Raw genomic sequence first — 22,762 nt, forward strand, 5'->3', positions numbered from 1 at the left:
AGCGTCGATGACATCAGTAAACCAGTTCTGGCGCCGGGCTAAACTGCCTCTGGCCGTCAGCCTTGCCTCTACGCTCGCCGGGCCTGCATTCGGCGTCAGTTTCAACATCGGTGAAATCGAAGGTCAGTTCGACTCTTCCCTGTCGATCGGCGCGAGTTGGTCTACTGAAAGCGCCAACAAGAACCTCATCGGCGTCAACAACGGCGGTCGCGGCCTGTCCCAGACTTCCGATGACGGTCACCTGAACTTCAAAAGCGGTGAAACCTTCTCGAAGATCTTCAAGGGTATCCATGACCTTGAGTTGAAGTATGGTGACACCGGCATCTTCGTCCGTGGCAAATACTGGTACGACTTCGAGCTCGAGGACGAGAGCCGCCCGTTCAAGGACATCAGCGACGACAATCGCAAGGAAGGCGCCAAATCCGCTGGCGGCCAGATCCTCGACGCCTTCGTCTATCACAACTACGCCATTGCCGATCAGCCGGGCTCGGTACGCTTGGGTAAGCAGGTAGTGAGCTGGGGTGAAAGTACCTTCATCGGCGGCGGCATCAACTCGATCAACCCGATCGATGTGTCCGCATTCCGTCGTCCCGGTGCCGAGATCAAGGAAGGCCTGATTCCGGTCAACATGTTTTATGTGTCCCAGAGCCTGACCGAAAATCTCTCCACCGAAGCCTTCTATCAGATCGAATGGGACCAGACGGTTGCCGACAACTGCGGCACTTTCTTCTCGCAGCCAGACGTGATCAGCGATGGTTGCGACAACAACCTGGCAGTATTGCGCACCCAGAACGGGCTCAACAACGCCCTGGCGGCGGCGGGGCTGCCGGCCGGACTGCGTAATGCCGCGATCAATACACTTGGCGCGAGGGGCGTGACCTGGGGTAACCCGGACGAAGGCGTGATCGTTCGTCGTGGCCCGGACCGCGACGCCCGTGACAGCGGCCAGTTCGGTGTGTCCTTCAAGTACATGTTCGATCCGCTGGACACCGAATTCGGTGCCTACTTCATGAACTACCACAGCCGTGCACCGATTTTCAGCGGCCATGGCGCCCCGGCGAGCGCCTACAGTGGTGCGGGCCTGGTGGGCGGTCTGGTAGGCAACGGGGTACCCCTGGGTGTCGCGGCGGGCCTGGCCCCGACCTTGCTGCCGTTGGTGGTGGCGGGCAACTCCAGCTACTACGTCGAGTACCCTGAAGATATCCGCCTGTATGGCTTGAGCTTCTCCACCACCTTGCCGACAGGCACCGCGTGGAGCGGTGAACTCAGCTACCGGCCGAACGCTCCGGTGCAGCTCAATACCACCGACATCCTGTTTTCCGGCCTGACGCCGCTGAACCCTAACGTGTCTGTGCTCCAGGGCACGCCAGGGCAGGATCAGCAAGGTTATCGCCGCAAGGAAGTGAGCCAGCTGCAAACGACCTTGACCCACTTCTTCGACCAGGTAATGGGCGCCGAGCGTCTGACCCTGGTGGGTGAGGTTGGCTGGACCCACGTTGGCGGCCTGGAAAGCAATTCCAAGGCACGTTACGGCCGTGACCCGAGCTATGGCCCTGGCCCATTGCCAAACAACCAGTGCGTGACCTTGAACACCGGCACTTTGGCAGGCGGGCCGCAAAACAACGTCAGTCGCTATTGCGAAAACGACGGCTTCACCACGGCCAACTCCTGGGGTTATCGCGGTCGTGCCATCTGGGAATACAACGACGTATTCGCCGGCGTGAACCTCAAGCCCAACGTGGCCTGGTCCCACGACGTGGAAGGTTACTCCCCTGGCCCTGGCGCCAACTTCGAGGAAGGTCGCAAAGCGGTCAGCCTGGGTGTCGACGCCGAGTACCAGAACACCTACACCGCAAGCCTGGCGTACACCAACTTCTTCGACGGCAAGTACACCACCGTGGATGACCGCGACTTCGTTGCGCTCAGCTTCGGCGTGAACTTCTAAGCACTGTATTTTCAGGACGAGCACACACATGAAAATAACCAAGAATCTGTTCCATGCCGGTGTCCTGGGGCTTTCGCTGCTGGCGACCGGTGTAATGGCTGCAGTTCCTGCGGCCGAAGCGGACAAGCTGGGCAAGAGCCTGACCCCGATGGGCGCCGAAATGGCCGGCAATGCCGACGGCTCGATCCCTGCCTGGAAACCACTGCCGAAAAATGCCGGCAGCGTCGACAGCAAGGGCTTCCTGTCCGATCCGTATCCGGGTGAAAAGCCGCTGTTCACCATCACGGCGCAGAACGTCGACCAGTACAAGGAAAAGCTCGCCCCGGGTCAGTACGCGATGTTCAAGCGCTATCCGGAAACCTTCAAGATGCCGGTTTATCCGTCCCATCGCGGCGCTACCGTGCCGGATGACGTGTTCGCCGCCATCAAGAAGAACGCCACCAATACCAAGCTGGTGTCCGGCGGCAACGGCCTGGAAAACTTCGAAACCGCCATTCCGTTCCCGATTCCGAAAAGCGGTGTTGAAGTCATCTGGAACCACATCACCCGCTATCGTGGCGGCAGTGTGACCCGTCTGGTGACCCAGGCCACGCCACAACCGAATGGCTCGTTCAGCCTGGTGTACTTCCAGGACCAGTTCGTGTTCCGCGACAAGATGAAGGACTACGATCCGGCGAACCCGGGCAACATCCTGTTCTACTTCAAGCAGAAAGTGACCGCGCCAGCGCGTCTGGCCGGTGGTGTGCTGCTGGTCCACGAAACCCTCGACCAGGTCAAGGAGCCGCGTTCGGCGTGGGTCTACAACGCCGGCCAGCGTCGTGTGCGTCGTGCGCCACAAGTGTCCTATGACGGCCCGGGTACCGCTGCCGACGGCCTGCGTACCTCCGACAACCTGGACATGTACAACGGTGCGCCGGATCGTTACGACTGGAAGCTCGAAGGCAAGAAAGAGATGTACATCGCCTCCGATGCCTACAAGCTCGACGATCCGAAGCTCAAGTACACCGACATCATCAAGGCCGGCCACATCAACCAGGACCTGGCTCGCTACGAGCTGCGCCGGGTCTGGCATGTGGTTGCAACCCTGAAGGAAGGCCAGCGTCATATCTACGCCAAACGTGACTTCTACATCGATGAAGACACCTGGCAGGCGGCAGTGATCGACCATTACGACGGTCGCAATCAACTGTGGCGCGTTGCCGAGGCGCATGCCGAGAACTACTACGACAAGCAAGTACCGTGGTACGCCCTGGAAACCCTGTATGACCTGCAATCGGGTCGTTACCTGGCGCTGGGCATGAAGAACGAAGAGAAGTCGGCGTATGACTTCGGCTTCACCGCCACCACCAGCGACTTCACTCCGGCGGCATTGCGCCAGGAGGGTGTTCGCTAACCGGCACGGAAATAGAGGCCGCATCCTCTGCAAACGCCCCGACTGGTTCGGGGCGTTTTCATGTGCGTAGACTTTTTGTAGCCATTTGTAGCAATAACCTTCATTCCCTCCTCGTTTACCGCTAGTCTGCGGACATCTGCAACGCCGCCACCCGCAATTCAAACAAGAGCCGGCCATGACTGATCTGTCCCCACCACCAGGTCCTGCAAGCGTCGCTGTCGCTGCGCTGGGGCGCTTTTTCCGACCGCCATTGCCCGACGGCCATGTGCTGCGCCCACGCCTGTGCGAGCGCTTGAGCGCAGGTTTAGGGGGGCGGTTGCTGCTGGTCAGCGCACCGGCCGGGTTCGGCAAGAGTTCGCTGGCGGTGGAGTTCTGTCAGGCGCTGCCGGCTCACTGGCAAAGCCTGTGGCTGGGGTTGAGCCCGCGAGACAGCGACCCTGGCCGGTTTCTCGAGCGCTTGCTCGAAGGCCTGCAGGATTTTTTTCCGCAACTGGGCAGGCAGTCCCTCGGCTTGCTGAAGATGCGCCAGCGGCATCAGCCGTTTGCCTTCGAAGAATGGCTGGACGGACTGCTCGACGAGCTGGCCGTGCACCTGTCGACAGCGACCCCGCTCCTGCTGGTGCTCGATGACTATCATCTGGCCCAGGGGCCGGTGCTCGATCGCTGCCTGCAATTTTTCCTCAATCACCTCCCCGATGGCTTGCTGGTGATGGTCACCAGTCGCCAGCGTCCGGACTGGCACCTGGCGCGATTGCGCCTGTCGCGCCAGTTGCTGGAACTGCATGAGCAGGACCTGCGCCTGACCCACGATGAAGCCTTGAGCCTGCTCGATCGGCACAGCAGTTCCTTGCGTGGCGAGGCGATGGAAAACCTGATCCAGCGTAGCGAAGGCTGGGTGGCCGGGTTGCGCTTCTGGTTGCTCGCCGCCTCCGAGGCAGGCACCCAGGGCGCGTTGCCGCAGGCGCTGCATGGCGGAGAAGGGCTGATCCGCGATTACCTGCTCGAAGAGGTGATTGATTGCCTGCCCGCCGAAGTACAAGCCTTTCTCTACGACACCGCTCCCCAGGAACGCTTTTGCAGCGAGCTGTGCGACGCCGTACGCGACGCCCATGACAGCGCCGCCATCCTCAGTTTCCTGGCTGCCCACCAGGTGTTCCTGGTGCCGCTGGACGAACACGGCCATTGGTATCGCTATCACCATCTGTTTTCCGATCTGCTGCGTACCCGGCCTGGCGCGCAATCGATGGTGCCGGCCGCCAGCCTGCACTTGCGCGCCTGCCGCTGGTTCAATGCCCAGGGCCTGCTCGATGAGGCGGTAGAGCAGGCGTTGCGGGCCGGTCATTTGGACGTTGCGGCCAACCTGGTGCAAAACCTTTCCGAAGAACAACTGCTGGCCGAACAGAACGTCGGCATGTTGCTGCGCTGGAAAATGGACTTGCCCGATAGCCTGTTGATCAGCACGCCGCGCTTGATTGTGCTCTACAGCTGGGCGTTGGGCCTGGCCTGCCAGCTGGACGCCGCCGAGGAGCTGGCCAGTCACCTGAGCCGCTTCCTGCCGGCACCGTCGGCCACCGCGCAAAAGTCGATGCTAGCGCAATGGCTGGCCCTGAGCGGGATCATCGCGCGCGGGCGCGGTAACCGCGAACTGACCATACGTTATTGCACCGAAGCGCTGGAGAGCCTTCCGTGCAAGCGTTATGGCCAGCGGTTGATGTGCCTCTCGACCCTGTCCAACCTGGCGATTGCCGATGGCAACATGTGGCGTGCCAGGGAATTGAACCGCGACTCCCTGGAGCTGGCGCAACGGGTGGGCAACCCGCTGTTCGAGGCGTTGGCCCACTACGACCGCGCTCGAGTATTGCAGGCCCGGGGCGAAGTGCTGCGTTCGCTGGATGAAGTCCGGCAAGGGCTGCAACGCTTGCATGGACTATCGGCGCAGCGGCTCTTTGCCGTACGTGCACGACTGACGTTGTACGAGGGTTTTCTGTTGGCGGTGCGCCTGCAACCCCAAGCGGCGCGGTTGCGCTTGCAGGCCGGCTTGAGCGAGGCCCGCGCCTGTCGCGACATCAGTGTGCTGATCGGCCATTGCGTGATCGCCCGGCTTGAAGGCAGCAGTGGCGAGTTCGCCAAGGCCTTCGCCGAACTCGCCGAAGCCGAACGGCTGATGCACATCTGGGACGTGCCGCCGATCTACTACCTGGCAATGATTACCCTGGTTAAATGCGAACTCTGGCTGGCCCAGGGGCGTATCGATCTGGCGCAAGCCTGGTTGACGCGATTGGGCCAGACCTACAACGGTGAGCAGCCGGCCGCACCACCGGAATTCCACCCGCAACTGCCGCTGCATATCGAATTGCAGCAAGCCTTGCTGGAGGTCATCCAGCTCCAGCCGATGCTGGCCGAAGGGCGTTTGAATACGCTACTCGAAAATGGCCAGCAAACCGGTCGGCAGATGCTCAGCGCAATGGCGCTGACGCAAAAGGTTTCGTTGTTGCTGGGCAGCGGACGCGAGCCCGAGGCCCGCAAGGCGCTGGTCCAGGCCTTGGATGCCGCCGCCGGGGGCGTGTTGCAACCCTTTGAAGGGTTGTTGGCCGAGCATCCGGACTGGCTGCGGGCACAGCTGCAACTCTGTGCATCGACCACGATTTCCCAGGACCTTGCCGAAAAACTTCCCGCCGCGGCCGCCCGCCCGGCACCGGAGTCGACGCCGGCGTCGGAGCAACTCAGCACCCGGGAAATGGCCGTCCTGCGCCTGATTGCCCAAGGCTGCTCGAATCAGGAGATCAGCGACCAGCTGTTCATTTCCCTGCACACGGTGAAAACCCATGCCAGCCATATCAACAGCAAGCTGGGGGTAGAGCGGCGTACTCAGGCAGTGGCCAGGGCGAAGGAGTTGGGGGTGTTGGTGTAGCGTTGGACGGATTTTCTCGCTGGCGCGGCCAAGAACCAGCCTTGGCCGCTTCGCCAGGTCTTTATGACGTATGGTCAAGGGTTCGTCCATGGCGTGGCCAGTGACAGCTTGATGAGGTAGCGCTCCTCGGTGGGGTGCCTGTAATCCGTGAAGCGATTGACCACCAGCATCACTTGATACTGGGTGCCCGCGTGCCAGTATGCTTTGCCGCCCTTATTCTCATCCCGCAATTGGGCTCGCCATTGCGGGGTGTCGGCGAACGATGGGAAATCTTTGACCCGGATGGGTACCCAACCAGCGTTGCGCCATTGCTCCTGCAGATCCAGCACGACCTTGAGGGTGTCGTCGAGCAACAGTGGCTCGATTTGCGGGGACATACGGACATTGCTGACCCGCTCATCTTCGAAGCTCACACTGAAGAAGCGGGCCAATGGGGTTACGAAGCCGTATTTGGGGTCTGCAAAGCGCAGGCGAGCATCGGACTTGGGTAACCGCCCCCAATAGTGTCCGGGAATGGCTGGATCAATGGCCGCACTGGAGCGACCTCGCATATCCTCCCAAGGCTCACCAATCAACAAGGCGATTTCGGGCTCATCCGACAGTGTTTGAGTCGCCACCACTATCAGGAGGGCTGCGACTGCCAGTGCCAACGCACCACGTCGCCAGCCCACGCGCTGCAGCAGGCTCATCGCACGCCTCCACCCCAGGCGATATCCCGAATCGATTGCTCAATCTGGTCACGTTGGTCGCTATGCAGCAAATCGTCAAACTGCGCCGCGGCTTTGAGCACAAAGGTCATGCGGCGTTCGATGTCAGCCAAGTTGGCAAAGGGATTGCTGCCAAAACCAATGGTGCGTCCGTCCTCAATTGGACGGCACTGGCTGGCCAGCGTCAGCTCGATGGCCTGAGCGGCACCGGAGGGGATGTTGGTGACGTAGGAGGCATGGTTACCGCGTAATAACCATTTCAGACCGCTGTCGTCGTACATCGCCGGTTGCAGGATGTTGACCTGTTCGTGTCTGGCTAGATGCTCAACACTTTTGGCAATGTTACCCGCCTCAATCGCCTCGAAAGCCAATAGGATTTCCTTGTGGTCAGTTCCGAATTCCAGCGTTTTTTGCCCAACCGGCCACAGCACCGGATGTTGGCCATGCCCGTAAATGCTGCTGCGTGAAGCCAGGCAATCCTTCAGCGCTTCTAGCCCCCGTTCCTGATAGAACACATGCAACGGATACACATCCAGGAATAGCGTGGTATTACCCATCGCCAGCATCTCGTACACAAACCGGTACATCCGTTGCGAGTAATACAACGGACTCTCGGCCCCCCAATGGGTGAAGCCCCACACCGGGTTGTCCCGGTTGGTCTCCTCGTACTCGCGTTGGCGCTGCTCAAACGCCCGAATGGTCGCGCGCTTTTCCCGCTCACTGGGACTGAGCAAGCCTCTCAGTCCTTGTCTGGCACTGTCCCTCAATTGCTGTATCGCCTCTTCTTCCGCCTGAATCTTCTCGACCGAATCCGCCGCGTGCAGCAGACCACAACCCACCTGTTTCGAAGCGAASGCCGCCAGCCCGGCCCACTGAAAACGCGGGTCGTGGCGCCATAGCTGGGCGTAGGCAGCATTGATYGCCTTGTTGCGCGCCTTYGGGTCGGCRATCAACTTGCCGCCCGGTGCCACGACGTTTTCAACCCTTTGCTGGTAYCCGCGCCAAAGGTTTTCACAGACYGTCCCTGGCCGTTCGCTGAGCGTSGGTGTGGGCGCCCGTGCTGAAGTGAARCYGGATTGTCGCGGTGCGACGGGGTTGCTGGGGGCAACTGGCGCCGCTTCCTGTTGAGGGACACTCCTCACGGMTTGCGGCGCASCACTTTGTTTGGACTCATAGGTGGCGTTGGTGAAGGAGTGGAGGAGACTGGCCTTGCAGGGGCAGCTGCTGCGGCTATCCAGCGAGCCAGCTACCAGTCTGCCGTGACTGTCCATGTACGAGATGCCRCCGACGATTTGGTAGGTTTCGTCGTTTTTGCCACAGGAAACCCGATCCCCTGCGCGAGCGTGGGCGATGCCAAACATCATCACGCGGGTATCGGCCTCGAGCACCTCGCCACCGCAACTGGTCTTGTCGCCCTTGCGAATGAAATATCCCTTTGCCATGGCTGCAACTCCTTGTCCGTTGACGAGCAAATTGCGCCTGCCTCCGAAGGATTGGAGGCAGGGCAAAGTGCAGCGCAAGGGTTCTATACGAGGCTGTCAGGCGTAAATCAGACGTTTCCTTGTTTGCTGTAGTCCTGCTCCGCAATCTGGAAGGGGGAGGGGCAGTGGACGGCATCGGCGATGTCGTCGAGCTGTGCGAGAATAGGTTATCCATTTTTTCCAGGAACACCCATGGACGCTGCCAAACCTGCGCTGATCCGCGAAACCTTCCCTGTCGGCCCGTTGCAGTGCAACTGCACGATCATCGGCGACCCGATCACCAAAAAGGCCATCGTGGTCGACCCGGGTGGCAATCACGAACTGATCCTCGCTCGGCTCGATGCCCTGGGCCTGAAGGTGGTCAGCATCATTCACACCCATGCGCACCTCGATCACTTCCTGGCCTCGGGCCAGTTGAAGGAAAAAACCGGCGCGACCCTGCATTTGCACAAGGAAGATCAATTTCTTTGGGACAACCTGGAGATGCAGTGCCAGATGTTCGGTGTGCCCTACACGCCGGTACCGTCGCCGGACCGCTGGCTGGCCGACGATGAAGAACTGGCGTGTGGCTGTGGCGTGGCCTTGCACACACCAGGTCATACGCCGGGCTCCATGAGCTTCTGGTTTGCCGATGCGAAGTTGCTGATTGCCGGGGACACCTTGTTCAGGCGCGGGGTAGGGCGCACGGACCTGTGGGGAGGCGATCAGGCGACCATCGTGCGTTCGATCAAGCAGCGCCTGTATACCCTCGACGAAGGGGCGACGGTCGTGGCCGGACATGGTCCGGACACCCGGTTGGGCGATGAAATGCGCGAGAACCCTTTTGTTCGGGCCTGATGTGTAACAAGTGGAATTTTCACGGGTCGAAATGATCCAACGCCCGCAAGGGTCCGATGCTAAGTCCGTTGCACCACAGAATGCAAAAAAGTAGGAGCTCTACATGTTCACCACGCCTCGTTTGATTATCGTCGCTACTGCCGTGGCACTGTTGGCCGGTTGCGCATCGCCCAACCCCTACGACAGCCAGGGCCAGGGCCAGGCCGATAGCGGCTCCACGGGCATGAGCAAAACCGCCAAGTACGGTGGTCTTGGGGCTCTGGCCGGGGCACTGGCCGGTGCTGCCATCAACCACGACAACCGTGGTAAGGGCGCGCTGATTGGTGCCGCTGTCGTGGGTGCTTCCGCCGCCGGTTACGGTTACTACGCTGACCAGCAGGAGAAAAAACTGCGTGCCAGCATGGCCAACACCGGTGTCGAAGTGCAGCGTCAAGGTGATCAGATCAAGCTGATCATGCCTGGCAACATCACGTTCGCCACCGATTCGGCGAACATCGCACCGAGCTTCTATCAGCCGCTGAACAACCTGGCCGGCTCGCTGAAAGAGTTCAATCAGAACCAGATCGAAATCGTTGGCTACACCGACAGCACCGGCGCTCGCCAGCACAACATGGACCTGTCCCAGCGTCGCGCCCAGAGCGTGGCGACCTACCTGACCTCGCAAGGCGTGAGCGGTACCAACCTCAGCGCCCGTGGCGCCGGCCCGGATAATCCGGTGGCCAGCAACGCCGACGCCAATGGTCGGGCGCAGAACCGCCGGGTAGAAGTCAACCTGAAGGCGATTCCAGGCCAGCAGTATGGTGCCCAGCAGTAAGGCACCGTTCGGCACTGACTGAACACCAGGCATAAAAAACGCCCGATCCTCGACAGATCGGGCGTTTTTTTGTGTCGGTGCCGGCCCCATCGCGGGCTTGCCCGCGATGGGGCCGCAACAGGCAAAGAAAATGTCATAAATGAAAAAGCCCCCGGGCAATCAAACGTCCGAGGGCTTTTTCACACCTTAAACCTGATTACTTCTTCAGGCCGTAATGCTCGTCCAGCATGCCCGGTGCGTTCGGGGCTTTCGGTGCGTAGTCGCGCGGCGGCTCCTGATTGCGCGGCGGCGTCAGGCGTTCCCGTGGAGCCTGCGCCGCATCGGCGTGCAGGGAGGCCAGCAAGCGTTGGCGGGTCTGTTCGTCCAGGGCCAGGCGATTGGCACCCTCGGCGAGATGATCCTGCACTTCCTGATAGCTCTGAGTCAGTTTCTTGACCAGTGTTGCAGTGCTGTTGAAGTGGGTCACCACCTCATTCTGATAATTGTCGAAACGTTCCTGAATATCGTCCAGCTGACGTTGCGTGCTGCTAGGCGCGGCATTAGGCGCCAGGCGAGCGATCAGGAAACCAATGGCGACACCCACAACCAGGGCAAGAGTCGGCAACAACCAAACTAAGAGCGAGTGTTCCACGAGTCCTTCCTCTATAAACGGCTTTGCTTTACGTTAACGGCTCGAACCTGCGCTGTATACCGCGATTCACTCGTAATAGACAGCCACAGACAATTTGCTAGACGAGTCGACCCGATTCGAGGTCACGGAGTTCCTTCCTTGCTTATGCGTGAAACCCCCGTAGTGATTGATGGCCCGGTCGGGCAACTTGAAGCACTTTACCTGGATAACGAGCAGCCGCGAGGCCTGGCGCTCATCTGCCATCCGAACCCGGTGCAGGGCGGCACCATGCTCAACAAAGTGGTCTCGACGCTGCAGCGCACTGCGCGCGACGCCGGTTTGATTACCTTGCGTTTCAACTACCGCGGCGTCGGTGCCAGCGCAGGCTCCCACGATATGGGCACCGGCGAAGTCGATGATGCCCAGGCCGTAGCCCAATGGTTTCGCGCCAGGCACCCGGATCTACCGCTCACGCTGTTCGGTTTTTCCTTTGGCGGATTTGTTGCAGCAAGTCTCGGCGGCCGCCTGGAAGCGCAGGGCGAGCAGCTCAAGCATCTGTTCATGGTCGCACCGGCCGTCATGCGCCTGGGCGCCCAGGATCAACTGCCACAGCGCGGCGAATTGACCTTGATCCAGCCGGAAACCGACGAAGTCATCGATCCGCAGCTGGTGTACCAATGGTCCGACAAGCTCGAACGTCCCCATGAGCTGCTGAAAGTGGCAGAATGCGGACACTTTTTTCATGGCAAGCTGACTGATCTCAAGGATCTGATCCTGCCGCGTCTTTCGAATTGATTGCAGTCTGACAAGCGATTACCCATGACGACTCGTACCCGTATCCTCACCGGCATTACCACCACCGGCACGCCGCACCTGGGCAACTACGCCGGCGCCATTCGCCCGGCGATCCTTGCCAGCCGTGACAGCAATGCCGATTCGTTCTACTTCCTGGCTGACTACCACGCCCTGATCAAATGCGATGACCCGCTGCGCATCCAGCGCTCGCGTCTGGAAATCGCCGCGACCTGGCTGGCCGGTGGCCTGGATGTGGAGCGCGTGACCTTCTATCGCCAGTCCGACATCCCGGAAATCCCTGAACTGACCTGGCTGCTCACCTGCGTCGCCGCCAAGGGCCTGCTCAACCGTGCCCACGCCTACAAGGCCTCGGTGGACAAGAACGTCGAGACCGGTGAAGACCCGGACGCCGGCATCACCATGGGCCTGTACAGCTATCCGGTGCTGATGGCCGCGGACATCCTGATGTTCAACGCACACAAGGTGCCGGTCGGTCGCGACCAGATCCAGCACGTGGAAATGGCCCGGGACATCGGTCAGCGCTTCAATCACCTGTTCGGCCAGGGCAAGGAATTCTTCACCATGCCCGAAGCGCTGATCGAGGAAAGCGTGGCCACGCTGCCGGGCCTGGACGGCCGCAAGATGTCGAAGAGCTACGACAACACCATCCCGTTGTTCAGCAGCGCCAAGGAAATGAAGGACGCGATTTCCCGTATCGTCACCGACTCCCGTGCACCGGGTGAGGCAAAGGATCCGGACAACTCGCACCTGTTCACCCTGTTCCAGGCGTTCGCCACTCCAGCGCAAGCCGACGAGTTCCGCAGCGATCTGCTGCAGGGCCTGGGTTGGGGCGAGGCGAAGAATCGCCTGTTCCAGCTGCTGGACAGTGAACTGGGCGAATCCCGTGAGCGGTACAACCAGTTGATCGAGCGTCCGGCGGACCTTGAAGACATCCTGCAACACGGTGCGAAAAAGGCTCGTGCGGTCGCGACCCCTTTCCTCAACGAGTTGCGTGAAGCGGTGGGCCTGCGTTCGTTCGTTGCCCAGACCCAAGTGGCGGCGACCACCAAGAAGAAAGCCGTGAAGGCTGCACGTTTTGTCAGCTTCCGCGAAGACGACGGCAGTTTCCGCTTCCGTCTGCTGGCGGCCGATGGCGAGCAACTGTTGCTGTCGCGTAACTTTGCCGACGGTAAAACCGCCGGTCAGGTGACCAAGCAACTGCAATCGGGCCAGCCTTTGGACGTGCGCAGCGAAGACCTGGCCTTCAGCGTCTGGCTTGAAGGTCAGTGCGTGGGTGACAGCCCGGCGTTCGCTGACAGTGCCGCGCGCGATGCTGCCATCGAGGCTTTGCGGATCGCCCTGACGCCCGTTCAGGAATAATCAACGGCTCGGCCCGACCAAGGGCTGATTGCCATTCCCCCGGGCCATCGCTACAGTGACGGCCCGTTTTTGTTGCCTTGCTAACGAATTATGACGCCCCTAGAACGATATCAAGCTGATCTGAAACGCCCGGAATTCTTCCATGATGCCGCGCAGGAAACTGCCGTGCGTCATCTGCAGCGCCTGTACGACGATCTGGTCGCGGCCGAGCAGAACAAGCCGGGCCTGCTGGGCAAACTGTTTGGCAAGAAGGATCAGGCACCGGTCAAGGGCCTGTACTTCTGGGGCGGCGTGGGTCGCGGCAAGACTTACCTGGTCGACACCTTCTTCGAAGCGCTGCCGTTCAAGGAAAAGTCCCGCACTCACTTCCACCGCTTCATGAAGCGCGTGCACGAAGAGATGAAGACCCTGGGCGGCGAGAAAAATCCGCTGACCATCATTGCCAAGCGTTTCGCCACCGAAGCCCGGGTGATCTGCTTCGATGAATTCTTCGTCTCCGACATCACCGACGCCATGATCCTCGGCACCCTGATGGAAGAGCTGTTCAAGAACGGCGTGACCCTGGTGGCAACCTCGAACATCGTGCCGGACGGCCTGTACAAGGACGGCCTGCAACGCGCGCGCTTCCTGCCGGCCATCGCGCTGATCAAGCAGAACACCGAGATCGTCAACGTCGACAGCGGCGTCGACTATCGCCTGCGTCACCTGGAACAAGCGGAGCTGTTCCACTTCCCGCTCGACGAAGCCTCCCACGAAAGCCTGCGCAAAAGCTTCCGCGCGCTGACGCCGGAATGCACCGCTGCGATCGAAAACGACGTGCTGATGATCGAGAACCGCGAAATTCGTGCCCTGCGTACCTGCGACGACGTGGCCTGGTTCGACTTCCGCGAACTGTGCGATGGCCCGCGCAGCCAGAACGACTACATCGAACTGGGCAAGATCTTCCACGCCGTGCTGCTCAGCGGTGTCGAGCAGATGAGCGTCACCACCGACGACATCGCCCGACGCTTCATCAACATGGTCGACGAATTCTACGATCGCAACGTCAAGCTGATCATTTCTGCCGAAGTCGAACTCAAGGACCTCTACACCGGCGGTCGCCTGAACTTCGAGTTCCAGAGAACCCTGAGCCGCCTGCTGGAAATGCAATCCCACGAATTCCTGTCCCGGGCGCATAAGCCGTAAGACGATTCGAAATCGAAAAAAAGGGCCTGCATTTGCAGGCCCTTTTTTTGCGCTGAAGAAACCTCGAAGTCACCGCAATCCCTTGTGGGAGCGAGCCTGCTCGCGACAGCGGTGTGTCAGCGACATCATTTGCTGAATATGCCGACGCCATCGCGAGCAGGCTCGCTCCCACATTGGATCTCTGTTGTATCAGGCTGCTTGCTGAAACTGCTGTCGATACTGGTTCGGCGACAACTCCGTGTGCTGGCGGAACAGGCGTGCGAAGAAGCTGGCGTCGTCGTAGCCAACTTCGTAGCTGATGGTCTTGATGCTCTTGCGGCTGCCGGACAGCAGGCCCTTGGCGGTTTCGATGCGCAGTCTCTGCAGGTAGTGCAGTGGCTTGTCGCCGGTGGCGGTCTGGAAGCGGCGCATGAAGTTGCGGATGCTCATGCCGTGTTCGCGGGCGACGTCTTCGAAGCGGAATTTGTCGGCGAAGTGTTCTTCGAGCCAGTGCTGGATCTGCAGGATGATCACGTCCTGGTGCAGTTTTTGCCCGCCGAAACCGATTCTTCCCGGTGAATAGCTGCGTTGCACTTCATAGAGGATGTCCCGCGCTACGGCCTGGGACACGTTGGCGCCGCAGAAGCGCTCGATCAGGTAGATGTACAGGTCGCATGCCGAGGTAGTGCCGCCCGCGCAGTACAGGTTGTCGGCGTCGGTCAGGTGCTTGTCCTGATTGAGCTGGACCCTCGGGAAACGCTCGGCAAAGGCATTGAAGAAGCGCCAATAGGTGGTGGCCTCCTTGCCATCGAGCAGACCGGCTTCGGCGAGCCAGAACACGCCGGTGGCCTCGCCGCACAATACGGCGCCCCGCGCATGTTGCTGGCGCAGCCAGGGCAGGACCTGTGGGTAACGTTTGCTCAGGGTATCGAAATCGTCCCAGAAGGCGGGGATGACGATGATGTCGGCATTTTCCAGGCCGCCATCCACCGGTATTGTCACATCGCTGAAGGTGTTGACCGGTTTGCCATCGGGGCTGACGAGCCGGGTTTCGAAGGCGGGAGTCAGGCCGTGACCCAGTTGTTTTCCGTAGCGCAGGCTGGCGAGGTGGAAGAAATCCTTGGCCTGCATGAGAGTGGAAGCGAAAACCCGGTCAATGGCCAGGATGCTGACGCGCCGCAAGGGCGTGGAGGCTTGGTTAGACATAATTCAACTTTATTCTTATAGGGGAAAGTGGTCACCAGACGGCTGGATCGTCTTATTTTTTGTCGGATGTGTCCAGTGTCCTGTATCGGACGCGAGGCATAGTCTCTGAAGGTCCAGTCCTTTAAAAACAAAGATAAGGTGCCGCATGATTCCCAGAACCTTGTTCAGTTCCGAGCACGAACTTTTTCGCGACAGTGTGCGGACGTTCCTCGAAAAAGAGGCTGTGCCGTTCCATGGGCAATGGGAAAAGCAGGGCTATATCGACCGTCAACTCTGGAACAAGGCAGGGGAGGCGGGGATGTTGTGCTCGCATCTGCCGGAGCAATATGGCGGGCTGGGGGCGGACTTCCTGTACAGCGCGGTGGTCATCGAAGAGGTGGGGCGCCTGGGGTTGACCGGTATCGGTTTTTCCCTGCATTCGGACATTGTTGCACCCTATATCCTGCATTACGGCAGTGAAATGCTGAAACACAAATACCTGCCGAAACTGGTGTCTGGCGAGATGGTCAGTGCCATCGCCATGACCGAGCCCGGCGCCGGTTCCGACCTGCAAGGGGTGAAGACCACCGCGGTGCTCGATGGCGACGAGTATGTGATCAATGGTTCGAAGACTTTCATCACCAATGGCTTTCTCGCCGACCTGGTGATCGTCGTCGCCAAGACCGATCCGAAGGCGGGTGCGAAGGGCACCAGTCTGTTTCTGGTGGAGGCCGATACGCCCGGCTTCGACAAGGGCAAGCGCCTGGAAAAGGTCGGCATGAAGGCCCAGGACACTTCGGAGCTGTTCTTCCAGGACGTGCGGGTGCCCAAGGAAAACCTGCTGGGCCAGGCAGGCATGGGGTTCGCGTATCTGATGCAGGAGTTGCCGCAGGAGCGCCTCACCGTGGCCATCGGCGGCCTGGCTTCAGCCGAAGCGGCGTTGCAATGGACCCTGGACTACACGCGCGAGCGCAAGGCCTTTGGCAAGGCGATTGCCGACTTCCAGAACACCCGGTTCAAACTCGCCGAGATGGCGACCGAGATCCAGATCGGCCGGGTCTTCGTCGATCGCTGCCTGGAGTTGCACCTGCAAGGCAAGCTCGACGTGCCGACGGCGGCGATGGCCAAGTATTGGGGCACGGACCTGCAATGCAAAGTGCTCGACGAGTGCGTGCAGTTGCATGGCGGCTATGGATTCATGTGGGAATACCCGATTGCCCGGGCGTGGGCGGATGCGCGGGTGCAGCGGATCTATGCCGGGACCAATGAAATCATGAAGGAGATTATTGCGCGGTCACTGTAATGCAGTGTTGATCGTTCCCACACAGAGCGTGGGAACGATCATTCGATCAAGGTGCAGGGTTCGGGTGGTCCTTGTGGATCGCCTCGATCCCTTCCAGCACTTCCTCCGACAGTTTCAGATCAAAACTGGCAATGTTGCTGTCCAGTTGTTCCAGTGTCGTGGCGCCAATGATGTTGCTGGTCACGAACGGCTGTTGCGTGACGAAGGCCAGGGCCATTTGCGCTGGGTCGAGGCCGTGCTCACGGGCCAGGGCGACGTAACGGCTGCAGGCCGCTTCCGACTGCGGGTTGAAATAGCGGCTGAAGCGGCTGTAGAGGCTCAGGCGACCTTTTGGCGGGCGCGCCCCACCTTCGTACTTGCCTGACAGGAAACCGAACGCCAGCGGCGAATAGGCGAGCAGGCCGCACTGTTCGCGAATGGCGATTTCCGCCAGGCCGACCTCGAAGCTGCGGTTGAGCAGGTTGTAGGGGTTCTGGATCGACACCGCGCGCGGCCAGCCGCGTTGCTCGGCCAGGGCCAGGAAGCGCATGGTGCCCCACGGCGTTTCGTTGGACAGGCCGATGTGGCGGATCTTGCCGGCCCTGACCTGTTCCTCCAGCGCTTCGAGGGTGTCTTCCAGGGGCGTCAGGTTGGCCTCGGTCTGGTGCTTGTAGCCCAGCTGCCCGAAGAAGTTGGTGCTGCGCTCAGGCCAGTGCAGCTGGTACAGGTCGATGTAGTCGGTCTGCAGGCGCTGGAGGCTGGCGTCCACCGCCGCGGTGATGTGCTGGCGATTGTGCCGCAGGTTTTTGTCGCGGATGTAGTCGATGGTGTTGCCGGGGCCGGCGATCTTGCTGGCGAGGATCCAGTCGGCACGGTCACCGCGACTTTTGAAGTAATTGCCGATGTAGCGCTCGGTGGTGGCATAGGTTTCGGCCTTGGGCGGCACCGGGTACATTTCGGCGGTATCGATGAAGTTGATCCCGGCGCCCTTGGCTCGCTCGATCTGGGCGAAGGCGTCTGCCTCGCTGTTTTGCTCGCCCCAGGTCATGGTGCCGAGGCAGATTGCGCTCACATTCAGATTGGTTCGGCCTAGCTGGCGATAGTCCATCGGGTGCTCCCCTGGGCAAAACAATCATAAAAGCAGGTTGAATTATTTTTCGCAATCTGCATAATTGCGCACCTCTTTCTGCAGTGGAAGTGATGCGCCGCCGCCGAAGAATCTTGCCGTTGAACGGACGCGCCGACCCGAGCCCCCGAAAGCGTCTGTATCCGGCTGCCTTTGACTTGTCAAAGTACGCACTATTCAGTAAGATCCGCCGTCTAATTTACAGGGCGGCCCCTGAGGCTATAAAGAATGAAAACTTTTACTGCTAAACCGGAAACAGTAAAGCGCGACTGGTTTGTCGTCGACGCTGCTGGTCAGACCCTGGGTCGTCTGGCCACCGAAATCGCGAGCCGTCTGCGTGGCAAGCACAAGCCTGAGTACACTCCTCACGTTGACACCGGCGACTACATCGTCGTAATCAACGCCGAGCAGATCCGTGTTACCGGCGCTAAAACCACTGACAAAATGTACTACTCCCACTCCGGTTTCCCGGGCGGCATCAAGTCGATCAACTTTGAAAAGCTGATCGCCAAGGCCCCTGAGCGCGTGATCGAGACCGCGGTCAAAGGCATGCTGCCTAAGAACCCGCTGGGTCGCGACATGTACCGTAAGCTGAAAGTCTATGCGGGCGCTGCACACCCTCATACTGCTCAGCAGCCCCAAGAACTGAAGATTTAACGGAATAGTTCATTATGTCGGCGACTCAAAATTACGGCACTGGCCGTCGCAAGACCGCAACCGCACGCGTTTTCCTGCGTCCGGGTACTGGTAACATCTCCATCAACAACCGTTCGCTGGATAATTTCTTCGGCCGCGAAACTGCCCGCATGGTAGTTCGTCAGCCGCTGGAATTGACTGAGACTGTCGAGAAGTTCGACATCTACGTCACCGTGATCGGCGGTGGTGTGAGTGGTCAAGCTGGCGCAATCCGCCACGGCATCACCCGCGCTCTGATGGACTACGACGAAACTCTGCGCAGCGCCCTGCGTAAAGCCGGCTTCGTAACCCGCGATGCACGTGAAGTTGAACGTAAGAAAGTTGGTCTGCGTAAAGCGCGTAAGCGTCCGCAGTACTCGAAGCGTTAATTCGCTTCCACGTTCAAAAAAGAACGCCCAGTTTCCTCACGGAGCTGGGCGTTTTTTTGTGCTCGTGATTTTCTCAAAGAATTGCGCTGTGACAACTTGCCACATCGGCAGACGCCCTATACTACAAGGCTTGGCAGTGGTGCCTCGGGGTAATTACCTTGTCAGAATTGGGGCTTTTCATTACCATTCGGCAAAATTTTTATAAGTACAGAGTTTTACTTAGTAGATGCCTGATTTAACAGGCCACAAAGCTGATGGGAGAGGACTGAATGAGCAATGACGGCGTGAATGCAGGCCGGCGTCGCTTCTTGGTAGCAGCCACATCCGTGGTGGGTGCTGCAGGAGCGGTGGGGGCTGCGGTCCCGTTCGTGGGGTCATGGTTTCCCAGTGCCAAGGCGAAAGCCGCAGGTGCACCGGTGAAAGTGAATGTCAGCAAAATCGAGCCAGGCCAGCAGATGATTGCTGAGTGGCGCGGCCAGCCGGTGTTCATCGTCCGCCGTACGCAGGAAATCCTGGGGAATCTGAAGAAGATCGAGGGCCAGTTGTCTGACCCGACCTCCAAGAACTCGACTCAACCAACCTATGTTGATCCGGAAACACGTTCGATCAAGCCTGAGGTCCTGCTGCTGATCGGTATCTGCACGCACCTGGGTTGCTCGCCGACCTTCCGTCCCGAAGTCGCTCCCGCTGACTTGGGCAAGGACTGGGTAGGTGGCTATTTCTGTCCTTGCCACGGCTCCCACTACGACCTGGCTGGCCGCGTCTACAAGTCGCAACCTGCGCCTTTGAACCTGCCAGTTCCCCCGCATTCCTATGAGACCGATGACATCATCGTCGTTGGCGTCGATACGGAGAAAGCGTGATGAGCAAGTTCATGGATTGGGTTGATGCGCGCTTTCCTGCCACCAAGATGTGGGAAGACCATCTCAGCAAGTACTACGCTCCGAAAAACTTCAACTTCTTCTATTTCTTTGGCTCCCTGGCGCTGCTCGTCCTGGTCAACCAGATCGTAACCGGTGTCTGGCTGACCATGAGCTACACCCCGTCGGCAGAAGAAGCCTTTGCTTCCGTCGAGTACATCATGCGCGACGTCGAGTACGGCTCGATCCTGCGCCTGCTGCACTCCACCGGCGCTTCGGCGTTCTTCATCGTGGTCTATCTGCACATGTTCCGTGGTTTGCTCTACGGTTCGTACCAGAAGCCGCGCGAGTTGGTGTGGGTCTTCGGCATGCTGATCTACCTGGCGCTGATGGCCGAGGCCTTCATGGGCTACCTGCTGCCGTGGGGCCAGATGTCCTACTGGGGTGCCCAGGTGATCATCTCGCTGTTCGGTGCGATCCCGGTCATCGGCAACGACCTGACCCAGTGGATTCGTGGTGACTACCTGATCTCCGGCATCACCCTGAACCGCTTCTTCGCCCTGCACGTGGTCGCCTTGCCGATCGTGATTCTCGGCCTGGTGGTGCTGCACGTCCTGGCGCTGCACGAAGTCGGTTCGAACAACCCGGACGGCGTCGACATCAAGAAACACAAGGATGAAAACGGCGTGCCGCTGGACGGTATCGCGTTCCACCCTTACTACACCGTGAAAGATATCGTCGGCGTGGTGGTGTTCCTGTTCATCTTCTGTTCGATCGTGTTCTTCTTCCCGGAAATGGGTGGCTACTTCCTCGAGAAGCCGAACTTTGAAGTGGCGAACGCCTTCAAGACCCCAGAGCACATCGCTCCGGTCTGGTACTTCACGCCGTTCTACGCGATCTTGCGTGCGGTTCCCGACAAGCTTCTCGGTGTTATCGCCATGGGTGCGGCCATCGCCGTGCTGTTCGTCCTGCCGTGGCTGGACCGTAGCCCGGTCAAGTCGATGCGCTACAAGGGCTGGCTGAGCAAGATCTGGCTCTGGGTGTTCTGCATCTCCTTCGTGATCCTGGGCGTTTTGGGTGTTCTGGCTCCGACTCCAGGCCGGACGTTGCTGTCGCAGGTGTGTACCTTCCTGTATTTCGCCTACTTCATCCTGATGCCGTTCTACACCAGGCTCGAGAAGACCAAACCGGTTCCGGAAAGGGTGACTGGCTGATGAAAAAACTATTTGCTGTATTGATGCTTGCTGCCCTGCCAGTGTTGTCCTTTGCGGCACCACACGGTGGTCCCGAGCTGGAAAAAGTCGACATCGACGTTGCTGACAAGGCTGCGATGCAGGATGGCGCGCGTACGTTCGCCAACTATTGCATGGGCTGCCACAGCGCCAAGTTCCAGCGTTATGAGCGTGTTGCCGATGACCTCGGCATCCCGCACGAGTTGATGCTCGACAAGCTGGTATTCACCGGTGCCAAGATCGGCGATCACATGAACATCGGCATGCAGCCGGCTGACGCCAAGACCTGGTTCGGTGCGGCCCCGCCCGACCTGACCCTGGTCGCTCGTGTTCGTGGCACCGATTGGCTCTACGGTTACCTGAAGTCGTTCTATGAAGACCCGTCGCGCCCATGGGGTGTGAACAACAAGGTCTTCCCGAACGTGGGCATGCCTAACGTGCTGGTCGGCCTGCAAGGTCGTCAGGTCGTCGGGTGCAAACAGGTTCAGATCGTCGAGGACGGCAAGAAGCAATATGATCCGCTGACCGGTACGCCGCTGACCCATGAGGCGTGCGATCAGTTGACCATCGTGCCGAAGAGTGGCGCCCTGACCGAAGAGCAGTTCGATGAGAAGGTCAAGAATCTGGTAACCTTCCTGGCTTACTCGGCTAACCCGGTTAAGCTGCAACATCAGCGCATCGGTACGTACGTATTGCTGTACCTGGCGTTCTTCTTCGTATTCGCTTATTTGCTCAAGCGCGAATACTGGAAAGATGTGCACTGATAAAGCTTCAAGCAATTGCTGTTAATCGCGCGCGCCCAAGGGCGCCTCTGAAGGTGTAACGAGCCTGGTGAACCAGGCGTTACGGGAGGCGCCCTCTGGGCGCGCTCGTTTTTCCGCTTCCGATAATTTCAACAAGCGAGGAGGATCGCCATGGGCGTGACCAATCGGTTGGCCTGTTACTCCGACCCCGCCGACCACTATTCCCACCGAGTGCGAATCGTACTGGCAGAGAAGGGTGTCAGCGCCGAGATCATTTACGTTGAGGCTGGTCGCCAGCCGCCTAAACTGATCGAAGTGAACCCTTACGGCAGCTTGCCGACGCTGGTCGACCGTGACCTGGCGTTGTGGGAGTCTACGGTGGTGATGGAATATCTGGATGAGCGTTACCCACATCCGCCGTTGTTGCCGGTCTATCCGGTGGCGCGGGCCAACAGTCGTTTGCTGATTCATCGTATTCAGCGAGACTGGTGTGGTCTGGTGGATCTGATCCTGGATTCGCGGACCAAGGAAGCAGCGCGTGCGGTGGCGCGTAAGGAGCTGCGCGAGAGCCTCACAGGCGTGTCGCCGCTGTTTGCCGACAAGCCGTTTTTCCTCAGTGAGGAACAAAGCCTGGTGGATTGCTGCCTATTGCCAATACTCTGGCGATTGCCGATTCTGGGTATAGAACTGCCGCGGCCAGCCAAGCCGCTGCTTGATTACATGGAGCGCCAGTTTGCGCGTGAGGCTTTCCAGGCGAGTCTGTCTGGTGTCGAACGCGACATGCGCTAAGGCTTAAGGAGCCGCTATGAACTCCAGTCGACCTTATCTGGTCCGTGCGCTCTACGAGTGGATTGTGGATAACGATTGCACCCCGCACATGCTGGTCAATTCCGAGTATCCCTCGGTGCAGGTGCCGCAAGGTTTTGCCAGTGATGGCCAGATCGTCCTGAACGTGTCGCCACAGGCCGTGCGTCATTTGCACATGGACAACGAGGCGGTGAGCTTCGAAGGCCGCTTTGGTGGGGTGCCGCATACCCTGTACGTGCCTATTGCATCGATCCTGGGCATTTACGCCCGTGAGAATGGCCAGGGTATGGTGTTCGATCTGGAGTCGCCCCTGGAGGACGAGGAAGAGATCGAGCCGGATGATGATATTCCGCCTCCGGACAGCGAGCCACCGCGACCAAGCGGAAGGCCGAGCTTGAAGGTGGTGAAATAAAAAAGGGCGATCCG

The 22,762-nt window shown here is 59.6% G+C and carries 21 protein-coding genes; 16 read left to right on the forward strand and 5 right to left on the reverse strand.

The features are described 5' to 3' along the window. Positions 1 to 7 precede the first annotated feature (7 nt). From BKX96_RS18830 to BKX96_RS18840, 3 genes are all read left to right on the forward strand, one after another. Complete coding sequence (locus BKX96_RS18830; RefSeq protein WP_046818988.1) at positions 8 to 1,945, forward strand: DUF1302 domain-containing protein; 1,938 nt, start codon at positions 8 to 10, stop codon at positions 1,943 to 1,945. A gap of 28 nt (positions 1,946 to 1,973) precedes the next feature. Then, positions 1,974 to 3,338 (forward strand): DUF1329 domain-containing protein, encoded by a 1,365-nt coding sequence (locus BKX96_RS18835; protein ID WP_046818989.1) that lies wholly within the window; start codon positions 1,974 to 1,976, stop codon positions 3,336 to 3,338. 175 nt (positions 3,339 to 3,513) lie between these two features. Next, entirely contained in the window at positions 3,514 to 6,249 is a 2,736-nt protein-coding gene (locus BKX96_RS18840) for a winged helix-turn-helix domain-containing protein (RefSeq protein ID WP_077185196.1), read from the forward strand. Between the two features lie 74 nt (positions 6,250 to 6,323). Here BKX96_RS18840 and BKX96_RS18845 read toward each other — a convergent pair whose 3' ends face one another. After that, positions 6,324 to 6,938 carry a hypothetical protein gene (locus BKX96_RS18845; protein ID WP_077185197.1) on the reverse strand — a complete coding sequence of 205 codons (615 nt, stop codon included), beginning with the start codon at positions 6,936 to 6,938 and terminating at the stop codon, positions 6,324 to 6,326. Continuing rightward, positions 6,935 to 8,398: a PAAR domain-containing protein gene (locus BKX96_RS18850; RefSeq protein WP_077185198.1), complete on the reverse strand. Its 1,464-nt coding sequence runs from the start codon at positions 8,396 to 8,398 to the stop codon at positions 6,935 to 6,937. The genes BKX96_RS18845 and BKX96_RS18850 overlap by 4 nt, the downstream gene beginning before the upstream one ends. Before the next feature lie 231 nt (positions 8,399 to 8,629). Here BKX96_RS18850 and BKX96_RS18855 point away from each other — a divergent pair, with 231 nt between their 5' ends. Both BKX96_RS18855 and BKX96_RS18860 read left to right on the forward strand, forming a co-directional pair. Then, a complete protein-coding gene (locus tag BKX96_RS18855) occupies positions 8,630 to 9,274 on the forward strand; it encodes an MBL fold metallo-hydrolase (RefSeq protein WP_046818992.1) in 645 nt (214 codons plus the stop codon). 103 nt (positions 9,275 to 9,377) lie between these two features. Then, positions 9,378 to 10,088: a YiaD family glycine zipper/OmpA-like lipoprotein gene (locus tag BKX96_RS18860; RefSeq protein WP_077185199.1), complete on the forward strand. Its 711-nt coding sequence runs from the start codon at positions 9,378 to 9,380 to the stop codon at positions 10,086 to 10,088. A gap of 196 nt (positions 10,089 to 10,284) precedes the next feature. Here the strand turns inward: BKX96_RS18860 and BKX96_RS18865 are convergent, their stop codons facing one another. Continuing rightward, positions 10,285 to 10,719: a Z-ring associated ZapG family protein gene (locus BKX96_RS18865; RefSeq protein ID WP_046818994.1), complete on the reverse strand. Its 435-nt coding sequence runs from the start codon at positions 10,717 to 10,719 to the stop codon at positions 10,285 to 10,287. A gap of 144 nt (positions 10,720 to 10,863) precedes the next feature. Here BKX96_RS18865 and BKX96_RS18870 point away from each other — a divergent pair, with 144 nt between their 5' ends. The 3 genes from BKX96_RS18870 to zapE all read left to right on the forward strand — a co-directional run bounded on the left by BKX96_RS18870 (position 10,864) and on the right by zapE (position 14,058). Further along, the gene (locus BKX96_RS18870; protein ID WP_046818995.1) at positions 10,864 to 11,493 is read left to right on the forward strand and encodes an alpha/beta hydrolase; all 630 of its coding nucleotides are present in this window, start codon (positions 10,864 to 10,866) and stop codon (positions 11,491 to 11,493) included. 24 nt (positions 11,494 to 11,517) lie between these two features. Further along, positions 11,518 to 12,873 carry a tryptophan--tRNA ligase gene (locus BKX96_RS18875; RefSeq protein ID WP_046818996.1) on the forward strand — a complete coding sequence of 452 codons (1,356 nt, stop codon included), beginning with the start codon at positions 11,518 to 11,520 and terminating at the stop codon, positions 12,871 to 12,873. 90 nt (positions 12,874 to 12,963) lie between these two features. Next, complete coding sequence (gene zapE / locus BKX96_RS18880; RefSeq protein ID WP_043302216.1) at positions 12,964 to 14,058, forward strand: cell division protein ZapE; 1,095 nt, start codon at positions 12,964 to 12,966, stop codon at positions 14,056 to 14,058. Between the two features lie 189 nt (positions 14,059 to 14,247). On the opposite strand, the gene BKX96_RS18885 is transcribed toward zapE, so the two are convergent. Continuing rightward, positions 14,248 to 15,168 (reverse strand): GlxA family transcriptional regulator, encoded by a 921-nt coding sequence (locus BKX96_RS18885; RefSeq protein WP_178134363.1) that lies wholly within the window; start codon positions 15,166 to 15,168, stop codon positions 14,248 to 14,250. Positions 15,169 to 15,388: 220 nt separating this feature from the next. Here BKX96_RS18885 and BKX96_RS18890 point away from each other — a divergent pair, with 220 nt between their 5' ends. After that, positions 15,389 to 16,525 carry an acyl-CoA dehydrogenase family protein gene (locus tag BKX96_RS18890; RefSeq protein WP_046818998.1) on the forward strand — a complete coding sequence of 379 codons (1,137 nt, stop codon included), beginning with the start codon at positions 15,389 to 15,391 and terminating at the stop codon, positions 16,523 to 16,525. 46 nt (positions 16,526 to 16,571) lie between these two features. Here the strand turns inward: BKX96_RS18890 and BKX96_RS18895 are convergent, their stop codons facing one another. Then, positions 16,572 to 17,612, reverse strand: a complete 1,041-nt coding sequence (locus tag BKX96_RS18895; RefSeq protein WP_077185201.1) for an NADP(H)-dependent aldo-keto reductase — start codon at positions 17,610 to 17,612, stop codon at positions 16,572 to 16,574. A gap of 246 nt (positions 17,613 to 17,858) precedes the next feature. Between BKX96_RS18895 and rplM the strand changes: the two genes are divergently transcribed. From rplM to BKX96_RS18930, 7 genes are all read left to right on the forward strand, one after another. Further along, the gene (gene rplM, locus BKX96_RS18900) at positions 17,859 to 18,287 is read left to right on the forward strand and encodes a 50S ribosomal protein L13 (protein WP_003228062.1); all 429 of its coding nucleotides are present in this window, start codon (positions 17,859 to 17,861) and stop codon (positions 18,285 to 18,287) included. A 14-nt stretch (positions 18,288 to 18,301) separates the two neighbouring features. Beyond that, the gene (gene rpsI, locus BKX96_RS18905; RefSeq protein WP_003228056.1) at positions 18,302 to 18,694 is read left to right on the forward strand and encodes a 30S ribosomal protein S9; all 393 of its coding nucleotides are present in this window, start codon (positions 18,302 to 18,304) and stop codon (positions 18,692 to 18,694) included. Between the two features lie 269 nt (positions 18,695 to 18,963). Then, positions 18,964 to 19,557 carry a ubiquinol-cytochrome c reductase iron-sulfur subunit gene (petA, locus tag BKX96_RS18910; RefSeq protein WP_034149537.1) on the forward strand — a complete coding sequence of 198 codons (594 nt, stop codon included), beginning with the start codon at positions 18,964 to 18,966 and terminating at the stop codon, positions 19,555 to 19,557. Then, on the forward strand, positions 19,557 to 20,768 hold the full coding sequence (locus BKX96_RS18915; RefSeq protein ID WP_046819000.1) for a cytochrome b: 1,212 nt from the start codon (positions 19,557 to 19,559) through the stop codon (positions 20,766 to 20,768). Before petA ends, BKX96_RS18915 begins: the two co-directional genes overlap by 1 nt. Then, positions 20,768 to 21,550 carry a cytochrome c1 gene (locus BKX96_RS18920; RefSeq protein WP_077185202.1) on the forward strand — a complete coding sequence of 261 codons (783 nt, stop codon included), beginning with the start codon at positions 20,768 to 20,770 and terminating at the stop codon, positions 21,548 to 21,550. Before BKX96_RS18915 ends, BKX96_RS18920 begins: the two co-directional genes overlap by 1 nt. Positions 21,551 to 21,700: 150 nt before the next feature. After that, the gene (locus BKX96_RS18925) at positions 21,701 to 22,318 is read left to right on the forward strand and encodes a glutathione S-transferase N-terminal domain-containing protein (RefSeq protein ID WP_007972581.1); all 618 of its coding nucleotides are present in this window, start codon (positions 21,701 to 21,703) and stop codon (positions 22,316 to 22,318) included. Between the two features lie 16 nt (positions 22,319 to 22,334). Continuing rightward, positions 22,335 to 22,748: a ClpXP protease specificity-enhancing factor gene (locus BKX96_RS18930; protein ID WP_046819002.1), complete on the forward strand. Its 414-nt coding sequence runs from the start codon at positions 22,335 to 22,337 to the stop codon at positions 22,746 to 22,748. Positions 22,749 to 22,762 lie beyond the last annotated feature (14 nt).

Source organism: Pseudomonas putida, assembly GCF_001976065.1.
In the GTDB taxonomy this organism is placed as follows: Bacteria; Pseudomonadota; Gammaproteobacteria; order Pseudomonadales; family Pseudomonadaceae; genus Aquipseudomonas; species Aquipseudomonas serbica.